This is a genomic window from Sphaerospermopsis torques-reginae ITEP-024 (assembly GCF_019598945.1).
Classification (GTDB): domain Bacteria; phylum Cyanobacteriota; class Cyanobacteriia; order Cyanobacteriales; family Nostocaceae; genus Sphaerospermopsis.
Genome location: NZ_CP080598.1, coordinates 171,340 through 191,175, shown reverse-complemented (window position 1 = coordinate 191,175; position 19,836 = coordinate 171,340). Strand labels below are relative to the sequence as shown.

General features: G+C 38.4%; 20 protein-coding genes. 10 read left to right on the top strand and 10 right to left on the bottom strand.

The genetic code is table 11. The annotated features are described in order from the left end of the window. Positions 1 to 195 precede the first annotated feature (195 nt). Complete coding sequence (locus K2F26_RS00720) at positions 196 to 2,196, top strand: FAD-dependent oxidoreductase (protein ID WP_220609968.1); 2,001 nt, start codon at positions 196 to 198, stop codon at positions 2,194 to 2,196. Between the two features lie 75 nt (positions 2,197 to 2,271). On the opposite strand, the gene K2F26_RS00715 is transcribed toward K2F26_RS00720, so the two are convergent. Continuing rightward, entirely contained in the window at positions 2,272 to 2,709 is a 438-nt protein-coding gene (locus K2F26_RS00715) for a DUF29 domain-containing protein (RefSeq protein WP_194055708.1), read from the bottom strand. A gap of 120 nt (positions 2,710 to 2,829) precedes the next feature. Between K2F26_RS00715 and K2F26_RS00710 the strand changes: the two genes are divergently transcribed. Then, positions 2,830 to 3,072, top strand: coding sequence for a type II toxin-antitoxin system HicB family antitoxin (locus K2F26_RS00710; RefSeq protein ID WP_194055706.1), 243 nt, complete (start codon positions 2,830 to 2,832; stop codon positions 3,070 to 3,072). 114 nt (positions 3,073 to 3,186) lie between these two features. On the opposite strand, the gene K2F26_RS00705 is transcribed toward K2F26_RS00710, so the two are convergent. Beyond that, complete coding sequence (locus K2F26_RS00705) at positions 3,187 to 4,266, bottom strand: RNA-guided endonuclease InsQ/TnpB family protein (RefSeq protein ID WP_220609967.1); 1,080 nt, start codon at positions 4,264 to 4,266, stop codon at positions 3,187 to 3,189. Between the two features lie 9 nt (positions 4,267 to 4,275). Continuing rightward, positions 4,276 to 4,926 carry an IS607 family transposase gene (locus K2F26_RS00700; RefSeq protein ID WP_220611727.1) on the bottom strand — a complete coding sequence of 217 codons (651 nt, stop codon included), beginning with the start codon at positions 4,924 to 4,926 and terminating at the stop codon, positions 4,276 to 4,278. A gap of 69 nt (positions 4,927 to 4,995) precedes the next feature. Here K2F26_RS00700 and K2F26_RS00695 point away from each other — a divergent pair, with 69 nt between their 5' ends. The 3 genes from K2F26_RS00695 to K2F26_RS00685 all read left to right on the top strand — a co-directional run bounded on the left by K2F26_RS00695 (position 4,996) and on the right by K2F26_RS00685 (position 5,937). Next, a complete protein-coding gene (locus tag K2F26_RS00695; protein WP_220611726.1) occupies positions 4,996 to 5,178 on the top strand; it encodes a type II toxin-antitoxin system HicA family toxin in 183 nt (60 codons plus the stop codon). A gap of 132 nt (positions 5,179 to 5,310) precedes the next feature. Beyond that, positions 5,311 to 5,634, top strand: coding sequence for an ATP-dependent Clp protease adapter ClpS (clpS, locus tag K2F26_RS00690; RefSeq protein ID WP_194055704.1), 324 nt, complete (start codon positions 5,311 to 5,313; stop codon positions 5,632 to 5,634). 6 nt (positions 5,635 to 5,640) lie between these two features. Continuing rightward, positions 5,641 to 5,937: a DUF2103 domain-containing protein gene (locus K2F26_RS00685; RefSeq protein ID WP_220609966.1), complete on the top strand. Its 297-nt coding sequence runs from the start codon at positions 5,641 to 5,643 to the stop codon at positions 5,935 to 5,937. A gap of 53 nt (positions 5,938 to 5,990) precedes the next feature. Here K2F26_RS00685 and K2F26_RS00680 read toward each other — a convergent pair whose 3' ends face one another. Beyond that, on the bottom strand, positions 5,991 to 6,311 hold the full coding sequence (locus K2F26_RS00680) for a hypothetical protein (RefSeq protein ID WP_220609965.1): 321 nt from the start codon (positions 6,309 to 6,311) through the stop codon (positions 5,991 to 5,993). A gap of 457 nt (positions 6,312 to 6,768) precedes the next feature. Next, a complete protein-coding gene (locus K2F26_RS00675; RefSeq protein ID WP_220609964.1) occupies positions 6,769 to 7,242 on the bottom strand; it encodes a molybdenum cofactor biosynthesis protein MoaE in 474 nt (157 codons plus the stop codon). A 96-nt stretch (positions 7,243 to 7,338) separates the two neighbouring features. On the opposite strand from K2F26_RS00675, the gene K2F26_RS00670 reads away from it, so the two are divergent. From K2F26_RS00670 to K2F26_RS00660, 3 genes are all read left to right on the top strand, one after another. Beyond that, on the top strand, positions 7,339 to 9,417 hold the full coding sequence (locus tag K2F26_RS00670) for a PAS domain-containing sensor histidine kinase (RefSeq protein ID WP_220609963.1): 2,079 nt from the start codon (positions 7,339 to 7,341) through the stop codon (positions 9,415 to 9,417). Between the two features lie 242 nt (positions 9,418 to 9,659). Next, positions 9,660 to 10,106, top strand: coding sequence for a response regulator (locus tag K2F26_RS00665; RefSeq protein WP_220611725.1), 447 nt, complete (start codon positions 9,660 to 9,662; stop codon positions 10,104 to 10,106). A 16-nt stretch (positions 10,107 to 10,122) separates the two neighbouring features. After that, entirely contained in the window at positions 10,123 to 12,009 is a 1,887-nt protein-coding gene (locus K2F26_RS00660) for a hybrid sensor histidine kinase/response regulator (RefSeq protein ID WP_220609962.1), read from the top strand. 85 nt (positions 12,010 to 12,094) lie between these two features. Here the strand turns inward: K2F26_RS00660 and pyrR are convergent, their stop codons facing one another. The 3 genes from pyrR to K2F26_RS00645 all read right to left on the bottom strand — a co-directional run bounded on the left by pyrR (position 12,095) and on the right by K2F26_RS00645 (position 14,314). Then, a complete protein-coding gene (gene pyrR, locus K2F26_RS00655) occupies positions 12,095 to 12,631 on the bottom strand; it encodes a bifunctional pyr operon transcriptional regulator/uracil phosphoribosyltransferase PyrR (protein WP_194055695.1) in 537 nt (178 codons plus the stop codon). Between the two features lie 112 nt (positions 12,632 to 12,743). Then, positions 12,744 to 13,706 carry an adenosylcobinamide-phosphate synthase CbiB gene (cbiB, locus tag K2F26_RS00650; RefSeq protein WP_220609961.1) on the bottom strand — a complete coding sequence of 321 codons (963 nt, stop codon included), beginning with the start codon at positions 13,704 to 13,706 and terminating at the stop codon, positions 12,744 to 12,746. A gap of 164 nt (positions 13,707 to 13,870) precedes the next feature. Continuing rightward, a complete protein-coding gene (locus K2F26_RS00645) occupies positions 13,871 to 14,314 on the bottom strand; it encodes an Rrf2 family transcriptional regulator (protein WP_096571486.1) in 444 nt (147 codons plus the stop codon). A gap of 539 nt (positions 14,315 to 14,853) precedes the next feature. Between K2F26_RS00645 and K2F26_RS00640 the strand changes: the two genes are divergently transcribed. Next, positions 14,854 to 15,267 (top strand): AbrB family transcriptional regulator, encoded by a 414-nt coding sequence (locus tag K2F26_RS00640; protein WP_194055691.1) that lies wholly within the window; start codon positions 14,854 to 14,856, stop codon positions 15,265 to 15,267. A 179-nt stretch (positions 15,268 to 15,446) separates the two neighbouring features. Here the strand turns inward: K2F26_RS00640 and K2F26_RS00635 are convergent, their stop codons facing one another. Next, complete coding sequence (locus K2F26_RS00635) at positions 15,447 to 17,351, bottom strand: chloride channel protein (protein WP_220609960.1); 1,905 nt, start codon at positions 17,349 to 17,351, stop codon at positions 15,447 to 15,449. A 394-nt stretch (positions 17,352 to 17,745) separates the two neighbouring features. Between K2F26_RS00635 and K2F26_RS00630 the strand changes: the two genes are divergently transcribed. Next, positions 17,746 to 18,120, top strand: a complete 375-nt coding sequence (locus K2F26_RS00630; protein WP_220609959.1) for a hypothetical protein — start codon at positions 17,746 to 17,748, stop codon at positions 18,118 to 18,120. Positions 18,121 to 18,223: 103 nt separating this feature from the next. Here the strand turns inward: K2F26_RS00630 and K2F26_RS00625 are convergent, their stop codons facing one another. Then, positions 18,224 to 19,834, bottom strand: a complete 1,611-nt coding sequence (locus K2F26_RS00625) for an ArnT family glycosyltransferase (protein WP_220609958.1) — start codon at positions 19,832 to 19,834, stop codon at positions 18,224 to 18,226. Between the last annotated feature and the right edge of the window lie 2 nt (positions 19,835 to 19,836).

The window sequence follows — 19,836 nt, the reverse complement described above, 5'->3', positions numbered from 1 at the left end:
ATGTCATTACGACTAGCTGTAAAGTAGATATTGTGTGCTGACTCACAGAAAATCTCTCTCTTACCCTCTCCTCTTCGTGTCCTTCGCTTCTTCGTGGTTCATTTATTCCTACCTATACTTAACTCCCACTGACAAAGAACCTTTCCCCCACAACCACCGTCTACAAAATGACATAGTAGACATATTGCATCAACCATGAAACGTCTCATCAGCATCACCCTACTAACCACCTTCCTCACACCGTATTCCGTTACCGCAACCCCACCCAGAAACCCAGATAAAACAGTCAACTGTGAAATTTTAATTGTCGGTGGTGGACTTTCTGGAGTTGCAACAGCTTACGAAAGTTTACTTGCAGGAAACACCGTTTGTTTAACAGAAATAACCGACTGGTTAGGGGGACAAATTTCCTCTCAAGGTACATCTGCGTTAGATGAAAGACCAACTCAACGCGCAAAACTATTTTTTTCTCGTGGATATTTGGAATTGCGAAACCGCATTGAACAGAAATATGGTCAACTTAACCCCGGTGACTGTTGGGTAAGTGACTCTTGTTTTCTTCCCCGTGATGCTCATAATATCATTTCTCGAATGTTAAAAGATGCAGAAAAAAGGGGTCGAGGAAAATTACATTTATTTCCAAATACGGTAATTAAAGATTTACAAATTAGTGCAGATGGTAAAATTATAAATAGTGCGATCGCCATTCAACATCAACCAGCAAAAAACGCCCCACCTTTAAACACCTTCACCCTCTCCCAAACCATAGAAGACGCTTACAATTATCAAAATTCCTCCCGTTTTAATAAAAATATCATTCGTTTTTTACCCAAACAATCACAGAAAAATAATAATAAATGGTATGTTATAGATGCAAGTGAAACTGGGGAAATTATCGCTTTAGCAGATGTACCTTATCGTTTAGGAATTGATCCCCTTTCCTATCTCGAACCTTCATCTTCTAGCACTACAAATGATCCCTATTGTACCCAAGGTTTTACATATACTTTTGCAATGGAGGCAACTCAAGAACCACAACCTCAAATCATGCCCCCACTTTATCATCAATATGCCCCATATTTTAGTTATGAACTATCAAGATTAGCCAATTTTGATTTAGTTTTTACCTATCGTCGTATTTGGAGTCCCCAAAAAGGTAAACAAACTAAATTCGGTGGTATTAATTTTACAACTCCCACCCCTGGGGACATATCTATGCAAAACTGGACTTGGGGTAATGACTACCGACCAGGAACAGCACAGGATAATTTAATTTATACACAAAAACAATTACAAGCGACCGGTCAATTACAACCCGGTGGCTGGAAAGGAGGACTAAGAACCGAAACCCTCCGTAAAGGAGAAGAAAAAGCTCTCGCTTATTATTACTGGTTAGTAGCGGGAACTACTGACTCTCAACTCGGTGCAAATGTGAAAACACCCCAACCAAATAACCGTTTGTTAACTGGTATAAATTCACCAATGGGAACTGCATCTGGTTTATCAAAATATCCATATATGCGTGAAGGAAGACGCATTATTGGCCGTCCCAGTTGGGGACAACCCCTAGGGTTTGGTATTTGGGAAGTTGATATTTCTCGCCATAATTATAATGATGAATATTACCGGAAAACTCTGCCCGCAGATATGTACCGTCAGTTAAAAGCGACACTAGCAGGTATAGAAGCAATATTAGTAATTAGGGGTGAAGTCAGTCCAAATAAGGCAAGAAAGCGTCGCCGTTCCACTATTTTCCCGGATGCTGTGGGTATCGGTCACTACGCTATAGACTTTCACCCCTGTATGTTGAACAGTCCACCAGAAGCACCTGGTAATATAGAACGTCCGGGAGAAAGACGGGGTGGAGGTAACGCTTATCCTTTTCAAATTGCCCTGAGAGCAATGATTCCCCAAAAAATTGATAATTTATTAGTAGGAGGTAAAAGTATTGCTACCAGTCACATAGCTGCTGCTGCTTATCGCGTGCATTCTTTTGAATGGTCTGCTGGTGCTGCTGCGGGAACTGTCGCTAGTTTTGCACTCAAGGAAAATATAGCACCCTATCAGTTAGTTGATGATTTACCAAGATTAGAACCAAAATTGCAGGTTTTAAAAGGTATTTTAGAGAAAAACGGTAATCCTACTGCTTTTCCTGATACTTCTATTTTTAATCAAAATTGGCAAGATTGGAAGTAAAACAGAAGTCAGAAGTCAGGATAAAGAATACTCCTATTCTCTATTCCCTCTTCACTGTCACCTGTCACCTGTCACCTATTCTGGTAAAAATTCCGAGTTTAGGGTTTGTTCACAAGTGTAAGGACATATTTCGGGAAATATTTTTTCACCGAGTTGAGTTTCTCTTATTGCTAATGCTAAACCTAGTTCATAAGCTGTGAGAAACATTTCCTCCAAATAGGGTTTTAAGCTAGGACTATCTTCTAAAAGTAGTTTAATTTGAATACGTTGTTCTTTAATTGTACTCAACCAACTGTTAGTACGTTTTTCTGCTTGAAATTGCCATTTTAATAGATGTCCTAACAACACTGCTAGTCTATTTCTCAATTCTTGTCTTTCTTTTCTTCCCAAGGTTTCCAGTTCTTCAATGAGGTTAACGGTGTCTAATGTATGCCATTGTTGAGTTTTGAGTAAATTAACTTGTTCTTGAGTCCAAGCATGAAAGTCTGTTGTATATAATTCAAAGGTGTTCATTTTTCACCTGTTATTAGTTTATATATTCTTTATTGTAGTCTTGCTTAAGTGCTGTCAATTCTCAACCCAACCATAAAGTAAACTAGATATTTGAAGTATTTTTTTTGTAAAACGTCAGCAATGTTAATAGATTACATTCACAAAGCAATGCACAAAGCAACTTATGAGTTGTTGGAAGATGGGACTTTTTACGCAGAAATTCCCGAATGTTCTGGTGTATGGGCAAATAGTACAACTTTAGAAAATTGTAGGGAAGAGTTACAAAATACTCTGGAAGGTTGGATAATTTTAGGGTTACGTTTAGGTCATACTTTACCAATTTTAGATGATATTGATATTAATATTAATCAGGAGGTGGCTTAATGCCTCCTTGGAGTCCAGTTAAGCGACGTGATCTGCTATATAAAACCTAGACAAAACTAGACTTTACTTTCTACTTCAACGGGAGCATGGGAGCAGTTATCCCTCGGTAGACTTTCACGCTTTAGCCAAACGCGATAAATTAATTGCAGCATTCAGATCCCTATCCATCTCAAAACTACAGTTCTCGCAGTGATAAATTCTTTCAGATAAAGAAAGACTATCTTTTCTATGTCCACAGTGAGAACAGGTTTTACTTGATGGATAAAATCTATCAGCAATTATAATTTCACAACCAAACTTTTTAGCTTTATATTCTAGCTGACGCTTAAACTCATGAAACCCACAATCAGCTATTGCTTGGGCTAATTTATGGTTTGATAACATCCCTGAAACATTCAAATCTTCTACTACTATCTTGGCGTGGTTTTTGCATAAGTAAGTAGTAAGTTTATGAAGAGTATCTTTTCTCAGGTTTGCTATTCTTGCATGATGTCTAGCCAGTTTAATTTTAGCTTTATGCTTATTGTTTGAACCTTTAGCTTTTCTACAATAGACTTTGGATAATCTTTGTAGTTTAGCTAGATTCTGTTTATAGTGTTTAGGATTAGGAAATATAACACCAGTGCTTAGTGTAGCTAGTTCCTTGACTCCTAAATCAACACCAACAACAGCATGGTTTTTGATAGTTGGTTGACATTCTTGTTCATAAGAAAAGGCTATATACCAACTATCAGCAGTCCTGGAAATAATAATACTTTTACAGGTGCTGTGAGGTAATCCTTCATAAGTTTTTACCCATCCAATTGTCGGTAGTTTTATTGATGTACCACCTACAGGAATTGGTTTACCACCTGCATCAATTGTAAAACTATCATTTTTTCCTTTCTTTTTGAAGTTAGGATATTGAGACTGTCCTTTAAAGAATCTTTGAAAAGCTTCACCTAAACTATCAAAAGCGTATTGAGTGATTTTCTGGCAAATACCTTTTTCTTTAATCCATGCCAATTCAGGTTTTACATGATTATTAAAGAATTTCTTGAGGATGTATTTGTTTGGCTTTAATCCATCTTTGTACAAATCCTGCCAAGTAGCTAAACCCCAATTATAGGTAAACCTTGCTATACCAGCGTGTTTAGCCATGAATATTTCCTGGGTTTTGTTTAACTTGAGTTTTGTTTTGATAGATAAAAGCATTGCTCGACCTCAACACTGTATTTCTTTGCTGTCTAAATCTGACATATCTTGTACAGGGTTGTCAATAGCATTTTTGAGATGATCCTTGATTTCTTTGGAGTAATTCCTCAATCCGTACAATCGACAAGAAAAGCAGTGGATAATTGCCATTAGGTCTTCCACTAATTCTTGTTGAGGTGATAAAGATTCCTGATTTGCAACTATGATCTGACACCTCACGGAACTTGCTAATTCCATAATAAAGTCAAAAGCAAACCGACACATTCTGTCTTTGTGCGCCACAACAATTGTCGATATTTCGCCTTTAAGCATTGATAACATAATTGATAAAAACTTTTTTCTTTTAAAGTTTAATCCGCTTCCAATCTCTGAAACCCAATCATCAACAGCTAACCCACGACTCAAACAAAATGTTTCCATCGCGGATACTTGGTTTCTGAGTTCGGGTTTTTGGCTACTCGAAGAAACTCTACAATAAACAACTACTTTTCGTTTTGAGTCTACAGGTTTTAATCCCTGGGTAATCAGTAAATCATCTTCAGTATAAAAACGATGCCCCGACAATGTTCTTTTGGCTGGAAGTCTTCCTTCAACATCCCATCTTTGCAAGGTCTTGACTGAAACTCCGATTTTTTTAGCAAATTCATGAGGTTTAAACATAAAGTCACTCATAGGTTTGTCTATGAGTGTACAGGTTTGTTTATTAAATTGTCAACTTAGGACAAGCTCATTAATTATCTCAAAATTTTAGGTTTTGATGGACCATTTCCTGGTGGCAAACATCAATATATGATTAAAGGTGACTTTAAACTCACAATTCCCAATCCCCATCAAGCTGATATCAGTCCTAGTTTATTGAGTCGAATTTTACGTCAAGCTAATATTAGCAGGGAAGAATGGGAATCTCTGTGAAAAGCTGATCATTTTCTTTACTGTAACCTGTCACCTGTCACCTGTCACCTGTCACCTGTTACCTGTCACCTGTCACCTCTTTCCAATTAAACTAGATATTTGAAGTGTTTTTTTGGAAAATGTAGTTTATTTATGGAGACAAGACTTGCAGCTATTTATGGAATGGCTTCCGCACCAACTGTAACACCGGATCGGGTGAGTCAAGTTACTCGGAAAACCTATCCTAATTATAAGGTGATTGTTCTCAATGATGATTTCAATACTTTTCAGCACGTGGCTGAATGTTTAGTGAAGTATATTCCGGGAATGTCGAGCGATCGCGCCTGGGAACTGACTAACCAAGTACATTATGAAGGACAAGCCATAGTTTGGGTAGGTCCCCAAGAACCAGCAGAACTATATCATCAACAGTTGCGCCGTGCTGGGTTAACAATGGCACCTCTGGAAGCTGCGTAAACCATCATGAGTAAACCCACTGATGGTAGACTTGTTTGGAATCATTCTACCCACCTTCCCGGACTCATACCTATTTTAGAACGTTTGTGTAAACAGAATGGTATTACTACTGTCACACCTGCGGTAATTGGTAGAGTTAAAGGTCACGCGCCACAAATGAAATTGCGTGTGTCTGTACCCATTCGTGGGGGTTATAAAGTTATTGCACGCCAGGGTAAAACGGTGCAAGAGGTTTTTGTTCTCACTCAGTTATCACAGGATCAATTAGAAAATGCGATCGCTGTGGCTATGAAAATTTCATGAAGATCACAAATAATCAGGAGAGGAGTTTAAAAAGCTCCTCTTTTGATGTTTGACTATTCTTCAACTTCATGTACAGCAAATTTATGTAATGGCAAACTTAAAATACAAGAAAATGTTAAAAAATATGACAAAGCTGTAGTAATTTTTAGAGTCATGGTTAAACCTTCCCAATGGGGTAAAACCATTTTCTCAATGCCAAAAGCAAGACAGTAAACTAACCAATAACTAAAACTCATTCTTAATAGCGTTTCTTCTGTTACTTGTGCTTCATTGGTTTCTTGTTTACTATCCCAAAGCAACAACAAACCAACCATACAAGCTACCGCAGAAACAGCAACTACAAACTCATGACAAAATAAGTTTACTAAACACATTTGCCTTTATTCCTGTCTGAATGATGTCCATATCGTCATTAGTCTAAAGGCATATTCCTTCAGCTTACACAAAATAGTTACAAACTGAAATAATGTAAATGATTGCAACAAAAAGCTCTCTACTTGTTAAGATACTTAACAAAATCTTTTGCTAATTATAACAGGTGACAGTTTTAGACAGTGGGTAATACCGTTTCTTTATGAGGCTGCGCTAAATTTTCTGACCTCTTTCTTTGTGTTCTTTGTGTTCTTTGCGGTTCGTTAGATAATTTGGCGCATCTTCATACAGAATTGGTATAAGTTTTAATTTTTATCTCCAGTGCCAGGTTTTTTAGTTCTTACCCTCAAAACTCTGACATTTTTTGAAAGTCAAAATAGCTCAAATTCTTTAACTGTAATGTTTTCCCATTTATTCAGCAAACCCTTATTAGATTTTTTGGGCTTAACCGAAAAAACCTCAACATTCTTGTTCACAAGCACCAATACTTACCCAGGAACTAGAACCATCTTGCCAATGTTCTTTTTTCCAAATTGGTGCATTGTGTTTAAGAGTATCAATAGCATACTGACAAGCTGCAAACGCCTCACGGCGATGGGGAGATCCCACGGCTACTAAAACACTAATTTCCCCAATTTTTAACCGCCCGATCCGATGATATATGACTACGCGATTCACATCCGGCCATTGGCTGCGAATATCAGCGGCAATTTGATAAAATACCTGTAAAGCCATCGGTTCATAAGCTTGATACTCTAAAGCTACCACAGCTTTACCATCTGTTTGATTACGAACCATCCCACTCATTACTACTACTGCACCATTAGCTGGGTTATCAGCTTTGGTATATATTTCCTCCAGCAATAATGGAGCCAAGGTAATGCCAAAACTATCTTCAGCTTTGGGTTTGGTCAGAAGACATGGAGTTTTCATAACTAATTTTTATGCAATTTTACGTAAGTAGTTGTTAAAAATTGTCTTTATTACAAAGCGATCGGCTGCTTACTGGCAATGGAGAAGGGATTTTCAATGACTAAAAAAATACCAGGACAAAGTGAGCAAGTGCATCACTGGGAAACACAAATTAAGATGGTATTAGAAGCAACTGGCATCAGCATCTGGACTTTCGATATCCCAACCAATAAAATTACTATATCGGATAATCTGGAAAGTCTTTTGGGTTTGGAGAAAGTTAATTATCATCACACATATCAAACTATTTTAAACTGCATTCATAGCCAAGATCGAGAATTGGTGAACCGCACTTATCAACAAGTTATTGAAGACGGAGAAACATTTGAAATTGAATTTCGTGTGGTTTTGGCTGATGGTAGTATTCGCTGGTTAGCTAGTAAAGGTTCAGTTTATTGCAACTCATCAGGAGTACCCTTACAAATATGTGGGGTATCTATGGATATTACTCAGCGTAAACAAATTGAGCATCAAAGAATAGAAGAAGCAATCAAAAAAAGTGAAGAAAGATTTAAAATAGTTGCCCTGGCTACTAATGATGTGTTGAGGGATTGGGATTTACTCACCAATCAGGTATGGTGGAATCAATCAGTACAGTCACTTTTTGGTTATACATCCGAAGAAGTGTATTTAGATGTTAATTGGTGGCGTGAAAGAATACATCCAGATGATAGACAACGAATTAATTCTGATCTGCGTGCTGTAATTGATAGTAATAAACAATTCTGGTCGAATGAATACCGATTTTTGCGGAAAGATGGTACTTATGCCTATATTTTTGACCGTGGTTATATTGTTCAAGACCAAACAAATAAACCAGTGCGGATGATTGGGTTCATGATGGATATGACTGATCGCAAACGAGCCGAAGCAGAATTACAAAGACAAAACTTGCGATCGCAATTATTCGCCAATATCACCCTGAAAATTCGGCAATCTTTACAAATAGAGGACATCCTCCAAACCAGCGTTACCGAAGTACAAAAGCTACTCCAAGCAGATCGAGTATTAATTTTACAACTGAATGGAAATGGTTCTTTCCTCGCAGTCAAAGAAGCTGTAGTTCCCGGTTTACCTGTTGTTCTCGGACAAAACATCAATGATCCTTGTTTCAGTAAAAATTATATCCAACAATACAGTCAAGGGCGAATTAGTGCTATTAGCGACATCGAGAAAGCAGAGATTCAACCCTGTCATGTAGAATTTCTGCAACAATTTGCAGTTAAAGCTAACCTTGTCGTTCCTATTTTTCGCCAAAATCAAATGTGGGGTTTGCTAGTTGCCCATCAATGTTTACATACCCGTCAATGGACAAACTGGGAAATTGGACTCTTGCGACAACTTGCAGACCAAATTGGTATAGCTTTAGCACAAAGTTTGATTTTAGAACAAGAAACCAAACAACGACAAGAACTAGCTCGTTCTAACGAAGAACTGCAACAATTTGCTTTTATTGCTTCTCACGATTTACAAGAACCACTGCGGAAAATTAAAACATTTTGCGAAAGGTTGCAAGTCACTTGTGGAGACTTTTTAAGTGAACAAGGAAGGGATTATTTACAACGAATGCAAAATGCAGCCTTGAGAATGGAAACATTAATTGAAGGATTATTAACACTTTCACGAGTCACAACTAGAGCGCAGCCTTATGTAGCAGTAAATTTAACACAAATTGCCCAAGAAGTATTATCTGATTTAGAAGTAAGTATCCAGCAAACTAGAGGACAAATTGAAATAGGGGAATTACCTATTATTCAAGGTGATCCTCTACAAATGCGTCAATTACTGCAAAATCTCATTGGTAATGCCCTCAAGTTTCATCGTCCAAATCAACCACCTGTGATCAAAATATATGGTCAATTTTTCAACAATGATATTGATGATTTATCCGTTGGTAACACCTATTATCAAATTATTGTTGAAGATAATGGTATTGGGTTTGCAGAAAAATATCTTGACCGCATTTTCAATGTTTTTCAAAGGTTGCATAGTCGCAGTGAATACGAAGGTACGGGCATCGGTTTAGCAATCTGTCGCAAAATTACTGAACGCCATCACGGTACTATTACAGCAAAAAGTCAACCAGGACAAGGAGCAAAATTTATTATTACCTTACCAATTAATTCTCATCTCTAATTTTTCTTCCCAGAGATGGATTACTACTACACCCCAAAATGATGTTAATTGTACAAATGTGGACAGCAGTTGCAGGCAACTCGATAATTGTCAGCATTCAACCCAGGGCAGTCAGTCCTCAGCAAGCGGCTGAAAAATACAAATACCAGCCTGTAAATTTATTTAATTAGCACTTGCTGAATGCTTAGGAATAATTGAATAATTAATTAATACTTGTAATGAGTAAAAAGGAGACATTAAGAGTGAAAGATCGGCAACCAAACGTCACCATTTTAATGGCTGATGACGACGATGATGATAGCTTATTAGTTCATGATGCTTTGCTAGAAAGCCGATTGCCTATCAAACTACATATCGTCAGGGATGGTGAAGAATTGATGGATTATTTATCTCATCGTGGCTTGTATACTGATGTGAATAAAGCACCGCGACCAGGTTTAATTTTCCTGGATTTAAATATGCCGAAAAAACATGGATTGGAGGTACTAAAAGAACTGAAAAATCACCCCCAACACCGGATAATTCCCGTTATAGTCATGACAAGTTCTAACACAGAAGAAGATATATATAATACATACAATTTAGGGGCAAATTCCTTTATTCAAAAACCTGGAAATTTCACATCCTTAGTTGAGGTGATGAAAACTATAGGAAAATACTGGTTTGAAATTGTAGAACTGCCCCTATAAGCAGTAAGAGGCGATCATGAATGACAGACTCATTAAAGTTTTGTTAATTGATGATGATGAAGATGATTATATTTTAACCCGTGATTGGTTTCAGGAATTTCAAGTAACTGGTTGTGAGTTAGAATGGGTGGAGAGTTATCAATTAGCTAGGGAAGCGATCGCTCGACACCAACATGATATCTATTTAATAGATTATCGTTTAGGGGCAGATAATGGTTTAGAACTGTTGCGTGAAGCTATTAATAATGGTTGTAATTGTCCTTTTATTTTACTCACAGGTCAAGGAGATCGACACATAGACTTGGAAGCTATGAAAACCGGAGCAGTCGATTATTTAGAAAAAAGTCAATTAACTGCACCTTTATTAGAACGTTCGATCCGCTACGCCATTGAACGCAAACAAACAGAACACAAAATTCGCCAACAAGCAGCTTTACTTGATGTCGCTACAGACGCTATTTTTGTAGGTGATTTAGATGACCAAATTTTATTTTGGAACAAAGCCGCTGAACATCTATATGGTTGGAGTCAAGAAGAAGCCCTGACAAAAAAAATCCAGCATCTTTGTCCAGAAAAAAATTTTTCTCAAATTTCAGAAGCATTAAAAATACTCCTGAAACATGGTTCTTGGGAAGGAGAACTGGAGCAAATTAGCAAATGTGGTAAAACAATAATCGTTGCTAGTCGTTGGACTTTAGTACCCGCATTTGGAAACAAGCCCCAATCTATTTTAGTTGTTAACACTGATATTACCCAAAAAAAGCAATTAGAACAGCAATTTTTACGCACCCAAAGACTAGAAAGTATAGGCACTTTAGCTAGTGGTATTGCCCACGATTTAAATAATGTCCTCGCACCTATTTTAATGACAGCGCAAATTTTGGAAACTCAAGTGAAGGACGAACGCGCTCGACGACTAATACCTATATTAATTAGCAATGCTAAACGCGGTGCAAATTTAGTTAAACAAGTATTATCTTTTGCTAAGGGAATGGATGGCGATCGCACTATTTTACAATTAAAACATTTACTCATTGAAATTCAGCAAATTATTCAAGAAACATTTCCTAAAAACATGGAAGTTATCACCCAAATTCCCCAAAATCTTTGGACTGTATCTGGTGATGCTACTCAATTACATCAAGTGTTAATGAATTTATGTGTTAATGCCCGTGATGCTATGCCCAACGGTGGTACATTAACAATCACTGCCGAAAATCTTTTAGTTGATGAAAATTACGCCCAAATCCACATTGATGCTCAAGCTAAACCTTATGTTGTCATTACTGTGACTGATACAGGAATTGGGATTAAATCTACGATTATAGACCGGATATTTGAACCATTTTTTACTACCAAAGAATTTGGTCAAGGTACTGGGTTAGGTCTTTCCACAGTATTGGGAATTGTCAAAAGTCATGGTGGTTTTATCAATGTTTATAGTGAAGAAAAAAAAGGCAGTCAATTTAAAATTTATTTACCTGCACAAGATACCAACGAAATTTTAGAAGAAACTGAAATATCTTTACCGCAAGGTAATGGAGAAATGATCTTAGTTGTCGATGATGAATCTGCAATTTGTGAAATTACAAAAACATCACTTGAAAGCTATAATTATCAAGTAATTACCGCCCGTGATGGCATTGAAGCTATTGCCCTATATGTAGAACATCGTGATCAAATAGCCTTAGTTTTAACTGATATATTCATGCCATCAATGGATGGACTTACCAGCATCCGTACCATGAAAAAAATTAATCCCAATATCAAAATTATTGCTGTTAGCGGACTAGCACCCAGCGATAAAGTCAACGCAGTTTATGATATGGGTGTTAACGCTTTTTTGTGCAAACCTTTTACAGCAACCCAATTATTACAAACTATTAGCGCAGTTAACAGTTAATAGGTAATGGGTAATGGGTAATGGGTAATGGATAATAAATATTATTCCCAATCACCAATCACCAATCACCAATCACCAATCAAATTCAATTACCAATTAACTCCACTGCATCCCTTCCATCCTCATCTTGTAAATAAACTTTGACAATTTCTTCCTTAGCAGTAGGCAATTTTTTACCCAAAAAATCAGGATGAATAGGTAATTCCCGATGACCCCTATCTACTAATACAGCTAAACGAATAACCTCAGGTCTACCATACTCATTAACTGCATTTAAAGCAGCGCGAATTGTCCTACCTTTAAAAATGACATCATCTACCAAAACAACAGTTTTCCCTGTCAAGTCAAAAGGAATATCGGTTTTCGCTGGAGTTCTTAAACCAATTTTATCTAAATCATCACGATAAAATGTAATATCTAATGCTCCAACATCCACACTGATACCTTCAAGAGTTTCTATTTGACGTGCCAATAAATTGGCTAACGGCACACCTCTAGTATGAATACCCAAAAGTACCAATTGTGACAAATCTCGCGTCCTCTCCACAATTTGAGACGCAAGACGGTTTAAAGTACGACGCAGTTCTTCTGATGAGAGAATTTCAACGACTTTGGTAGACATGGTGATTGGTGATTGGTGATTGGTGATTGGTGATTGGTAAGAAATAAATTCAAAATTCAATCTATCTATTCCCTATTCCCTATTCCCTATTCCCTATTCTCTTCTTTACGAATTATGAATTATGAATTAAAAATATTCCTACTCCCAACCATAATAAAAACGAATATCGAGTTAATTGTAAAGCTTGGAAAATCGAAGTTGGGGTAATGGGATAAATAGCATCTCCCAAGAGTGGTTTATGTTTAGCTACTCCACGATACCAGTTTATACCTCCCATCTGCACACCTAAAATAGCAGCATAGGCGCACTCACTCCAACCAGAATTAGGACTAGGATCTTGAATAGCATCCCGACGACAAATACGCCAAACATATAAAGGTTTAATTGATAACAGCCCTAAAGTCATCACTGTTAACCGACAAGGAACCCAAGTTAAACAGTCTTCTAACTTAGCACTGAACCAACCAATATAAGTATAAGGTGCTTCTCGATAACCTACCATTGAATCTAAGGTACTACTGGCTTTATATGCTAGTGCTAAAGGCACAGGTCCAACCAATGGTATTAATGCACCCACAATTGCATAAAACAAAGGAGCCATGACCCCATCAGTAGCATTTTCCGTCACCGTTTCCAGAATTGCTCGCAAAACTTCTGTTTCTGAGAGATTTTCAGTATCCCGACCTACATAATTACTTAAAATCTGTCGTGCTGATTCTAAGTTACCTTTTGTTAAAGGTTGGATAACATCCACAGCAGCTTTTCGCAAACTATGAAGAGCAAAACAACTAGCTAACAGAATGCTCTCCACCACAATTCCTAACAATGGATGTAACCATCTGGCAATTTGAACTATTAACCAACCAGATAAACCGCTGCCAATAATGAGGATAATAGCAAGTACAATTCCAGCTAGACGTTGTATTTGAGAACTTTGACAGTGTTTAAGCAAAAATGTACTTAAACCAGAAATTAACCACCCCATCACTCGCACTGGATGAGGCCAACCCCAAGGATCACCAATTAGGTAATCTAACAAAGCCGCAATAATTAATATATAGATGTTATTAGTCATTAGTTATTAGTCAGGAGTCAGGAGTTCAAGGAGTCAGGAGTGATTTATTTTGGATTTTGGATTTTGGATTTTGGATTGTTTTTGTCAATTCCAATCTAAAATCTAAAATCTAAAATCTAAAATTTTCTTTCCCAGTCACCAGTCACCAGTCACCAGTGAACTGACTAAACTACAAAACTTGCTTCTTCCCCTAGAGATGCTTGCCAACTGCGGGCATCATAATAAAGGTCTGCCAGAGTAATACTATACAAAGCTTCTTTTAACTTTTGGTTCAGTCTTTGCCACAGAGTAAAAGTTACCCAATCTTCCGCTTGAGCAGGTGGTGGACTGTTCAGAGGTATGTGAGTCATATTTTCCCCAGCAGCCTCTAAAATTTGTCCTATAGAAATTTGTGCAGGTTCTCTTGCTAATTGATAGCCACCAACACTGCCACGAATTGAGTTGACTAACCCAGCGCGGCGCATTTCTATTAGCAGCTTTTCCAAATAGGGAGCCGGAATATCTTGACGTTTAGCGATCGCTCTGACAGATACAGGTCCATATTTCGGCTGTAAACTTAAATCCAGCAATGCCTTAACACTATAGTGTCCTCTCGTGGTTAATTTCATTGATCAGGGAATAGGTGACTGGGGACTGGGGACTGGTGACTGGTGACTGGTGACTGGTGACTGGTGACTGGTGACTAGGGATACAATGAAAGGATTTTGGATGCAAGGATTTTGGATTGTTCTTGTCAACTCCAATCTAAAATCTAAAATCTAAAATCTAAAATTATTCTGACTCCTGACTCCTTGAACTCCTGACTAATGACTAATGACCAATAACCAATGACTAATAACTAATGACTAAAGACTTTAGAATCATCTTCCTTTAGCAAACCACTTTTTTACGTTACTTTAAAAAACTTAAACAAATACAGTTTACCAGTAATTCACAAACTATATATATCTCTCTCTGAGCATGATCAGAATTTTATTTTAGAAAATATCTTGACAAGATTGATAATTGTGCAACAATTTCTCATAAGAGTGTAATATACTTGGCTATGCTGAGATAAAAAAATAAAGGATTCCGTTCCTGTTAGCTCAGTATCAGTTAAAATAAAATCGATTCAACCACTTCAATCATTTAATTCCGACCAAAGTTGATGCCTAAACAGAAAAAAAATGACCCCCTTGTTGGTGAAGAACTGCTCCAAAAAGTTAAGGAGCTAGAGAACGAAAGCAAGGAAGAGAAAGCTAAACAGTGTGGCTACTATACTGTTACCAAAAATGGTATAGAGCGCGTGAATATGATGAAATTCTTGAATGCCTTAATTGATGCCGAGGGCATTGAGTTGGACAGTACACCAGGTGCTAATGGACGTGGTGGACGCAGTGCCAGCTATAGAATTAGCGTGCAGTCTAACAACAATTTACTCATAGGTTCAGCTTATACAAAACAGATGAATCTTAAACCTGGAGATGAATTTATCATTACCTTAGGCAAGAAGCATATTCGACTACGCCAAGTAGATCCAGAAGACAGAGAAGATGGTGAAGTAGAAGAAGCTACAGCTTAATCAAAATTTAGTTGTAGAGGTTTTCAGCTAGAACATCAGTTGTCAGTTGTAGGGGTTTAGCAATGCTAAACCCAGACTTTCGGTTATTGATTTTTGTGTATTAACCAATCGGTTATCAGTTGTCAGCAGTTAAAAACCTCTTCCCCAATCACCAATCACCAATCACTAATCACCAAAGACTAATGACCAATAACTATATCGGTTGTTGGCAACATTGGTAAATAGTGCTGTAAAGCTTTGCGCGTAGCTGCTAAATTGCAAGTTAAAGCGATTTGCTCTTTTTCGAGTAAACCTAAAATGCAGTCGGGGTTGTTTCTTGCTACCACTGGTAGCTGATGCAAACCTCGCAGCGCCATACGGTCTAAAGCTTCAGATAAAGGTTCATCTTGCCAAGCATAGAGAATGTCAGTGGTACAGATATCTATGAGTGTTTGACTAGAAAAATTAGGCTGTATTTCACCAGGAGAATGTTGGTAATTTTCCCAAAGAGAAAGAGTGCGGTTAATATCGTCCAGAGAAATAATACCGACTAATTGTTCATTGGCATCAATGACTAAAGCACTGGGTGAGCGATCGCGGATCATTTCCATAGCAGCCTCCAAAACCCCAAGGTTTGCCGGCATTTTTTTAGGATAAGAGTGCATAGCATCTGCTACAGAAATTTGCTGTACAATTTCCACCTGCTCATCTTTTAATTCTGAAAGGCCAATCTGTTGTAGATTGGAATTAGAATTAACAGTTGGTTTAATTCTTTCTACTAACCAGACACTTAAACCCACCGCAGCCATCAAAGGTAAAACAATTCGGTAGTCACGAGTTAATTCAAACAACATTAAAATAGCTGTTAAAGGCGCTCTCACACTACCCGCCAAAACAGCGGCCATACCCACCATTGCATAAGCTGGAGGAGCAGCCATATATTCAGCAACTGCGGGAAATATCAAAGCCAAAACTTTAGCATAGGCAGATCCAAAAGATGCACCCAGAAACATTGCTGGCGCAAACAAACCACCTACAAAACCACTAGCAGAACTAACTGCCGTCATCAGCAGTTTCAACCCTATAAGTACAAGTAACAAATTCAAGGAAAACTCTTGATCTTGCAACATTGCTTGTACAGTTCCATAACCAATACCTAAAATTTGTGGGTATTGCAAAGCCACTAAACCAACTATTGCACCACCAATAATTGGTTGAATAGGTTTAGGAATCTTGGCTAAAAATTCAAATCCTTTAAACCGTCCTGACAACAACTCTTTAGCTAAATGAATAGATTGTTTATAAGTCAAAGCAACTAAACTTGCGCCCAAACCTAAACCCAGATAAAGCGGTAGTTCCAAAGGACTACGGACTTGGTAAGCAGGTAAAGCAAAAGCAGGTTGAGAACCCAAACCAATTTGAGCAATTAAAGCTGCTACTACCGCTGCAAGTAACACCACACTCACGGCAGAAGTAGCAAAAGATGTAGCTCCCATAACTACTTCTAGAGCAAAAAATACCCCAGCAATGGGAGCATTAAACCCAGCTGCTAAACCAGCAGCCGCACCAGCACCTAAAAGCAACCGCTGTCTCTCTTGAGAAACTTGCAGCACATCTGATAACAACACCCCAAAATTAGTACCAATTTCCACACTTGGACCTTCTGGACCCAAAGATGCACCACTACCTAAAGAAACAGCAGCAGCTATCATCTTAGTAACAGGTCGTAATTGTTGCTTAACTTCTCCACCCTGAGATAAAGCAATTAAAGATGAAAGTCCAGGTCCAAAATCTTGAGTACGCCAACGCATTAAACCTACAATTAATCCGCCCAGGGTAGGAACACAAGCTAAAGTCCAACCACCCCAGACTCCTATCTGTCCCAAAAAATTTTCCAGCATCAAGTGATGAATCAACTCGATGAGATAATGAAAAGTTACCACACCCATACCCGTACCACCACCAATGAGCATGGCTAAAAACAGCACCACTGTTTCAGGGGATGGCTGAAGACGATTGATCAGATGAGTTAAACGAGCAGAAGATGTGGGAAAAGCAACTGGCTGAGTTACTTTCCTCAGTTGTGTAGGAGGCAAGAGAGTCATGGAAACCCGGGGTAAATGTAAGAAAAAATTTAATTTTTTTATTGGTTAATTATTATTGTGAGGCATGATTCAGCAACCAGACAAGTGTGGTTGATATCCTTCATTTACACAGTTTTCATTAACTCAGACCAGCAGTTAAAATTTTTATGATCAGAATAGTTGAAATAGGAGAAAATTATTAGTTAATACAAGTTGTTAGTTATCACAGTGAGTAGTTGTGATGGGGAGATAGATTGAGTATTCACTATCAGCTATCAGATGGAACAGAGAACAGGTAATATTTTTCGTTTTCCTGCCTCTTACCTCCTACTTCCTGCCCCTACTACCAGCCATACTTCTTAGTGAATATAGCTATTGTTATAGAAAGAGTAAATGGACTAAACGGACGATCTAGATGAATATACACACCTTTGATAATAATTATGTTACTTGTCCGATTTGCCACAGAAATAACAGGACTAAACCTGTTAAAACTTATATCGGCTTATTTACTTGTCCTTATTGTCAGGAAAAACTCGTAGTTTGTAAAAGTGGTCACTACGTCCGTGATCCGTTTACTTGGAAAAAAATTCTGATCTCTTCGGCTTTGCGTCGTCAAAGCCGACCTTTAGCCAGGATGATTAGAGATTTGCCGCTTTCAAAACGTTTTTTGTTGGCTTTAGCTATGGGAAGTGCAATTTTATTTACTACAATTGCTATTACTCAGGACAGCACAAACTATAACCAGGAACTGCTTCCAGGAAGTGAGAAAATTACAGGTGACAGGTGACAGGTGACTGGGCATTGGGTTATTCATCTTCCCCTGCCTCCCCTGCCTCCCCTGCTTCCCCTGCCTCCCCTGCCTCCTGCCTCCTGCCTCCTGTCTGGATGATTTACTGAGTGTCTTTTGTAATCAATTGCCAACCGGCGGATTTTCCCACTACTTGAATAGATGGGAATTTAAGATTTTCTAAAGCAGAAGCATTCACAAGCAAATAGGGATGCACATCATACTGCCAATGATATTGTAGGTCGCCAGGGGAGGCAGGAATAATGGTGCGATCGCTATAAAAATTCAAGGATGAACGAGGGTAAGGAAAAGATGTGTAGATTTGCTGTACTGCCGGATTGGCACGTGCTATCATTGCGGCCACAGGTTTGACTGGATAGGCTTCTCCTAGTTCCCACATCCAGTAGTCAGATTTGATCAACAACAACAGAGAAATATAACTGCCCCAAATTAAAATTTGCCAAAATTGCCGATCGCCTCGTTCTGCCAAAATTGCTGCTAAAGTCATAGTCAAAGCTACGGCGGCCAAAATCATCTGTAAGTCTGTTGTACCTGCACTGCCCCAACTCAAATAAATACTAGCCGCAGATGCTACCAAAGCCAAGACTGCAAAACTGGTTATCCATGCACGGGGATAGGATGAGAATAAACGCCAATTCTCAGTCTGAGTTAAAAAGAAACCACAGGCCAAAGCAAAGCTAGGATAAATTGGTAAAATATACCAGGGCTGTTTGACGCTAACCAGAGAAATAAGTAGTAAATACACACTAATCCAAACTAGGATGAGTTTCGCCCAGCTAAAATTGCGATTTTCCCAGGTAAAACCCAGAGTTTGCGGTAAAAATACCAGCCAAGGCCATGTCCATTTAAGAATTTCTAGGAAATAATACCAAATAGGTTCAGGGTGACCATGAGCAGCAGCAATCTGCTTCCAGGCTTGATCCTTTAAATCAATTTGAGAGAAAGGATAACCATAGCGCAGTAGTTGGGCAACATACCAACCCAATACTGGTAAAATACCGATGAAGATTCCTGTCCACAGATAGTAACTGGTGAGTAATCTTGGTGTATCCCAAAAGAGAAAAACTACAGCAATAGCACCTAAAAATATGCCCACTATGCCTTTAGTTAGGCAAATCAGCCCAAAACTGATACCGACACCAAGACAATAACGCAAGTCTCGGCGCGATCGCAACACACAGAAAATCATCACCATCAACAAACTTACCACTACGCCATCTAGCGTTGCTAATCTGCCATGACGCACTACTGGTAACATCGTCAGATAAATCAAGGCGCTATAAACCGCAGCCCAACGGAGGCGAAATATTTCTCTACCAATACAATACAGCAAAGGCACAGAAATAGCTGTCAGCATAGCTCCAGGTAGGCGAGTTGTCCATTCATTAACACCGCCCAGGGAGTAAGCCCAAGCAATTAGCCAGTGCATGAGGGGAGGCTTGTTATAGTATGGTTCACCTCCCAAGGTAGGGTAAAGCCAGTGCATAGAACCTGCTTTGGCACGCCAAATTTCTTTAGCAACTTGTGCCACAGTCCCTTCATCCCAATCTGTGAGCGGCAATCCGCCAAGATTGATACTAAACAGCAATATTGCTACCAACAGCAATAATATTAGCCATACTCCATCAATCCATCTGCCAGAGGTGCGATGCTGTTTTTCTAGATGAGTTCCAATATAGCGTCCTTCTTGCATAT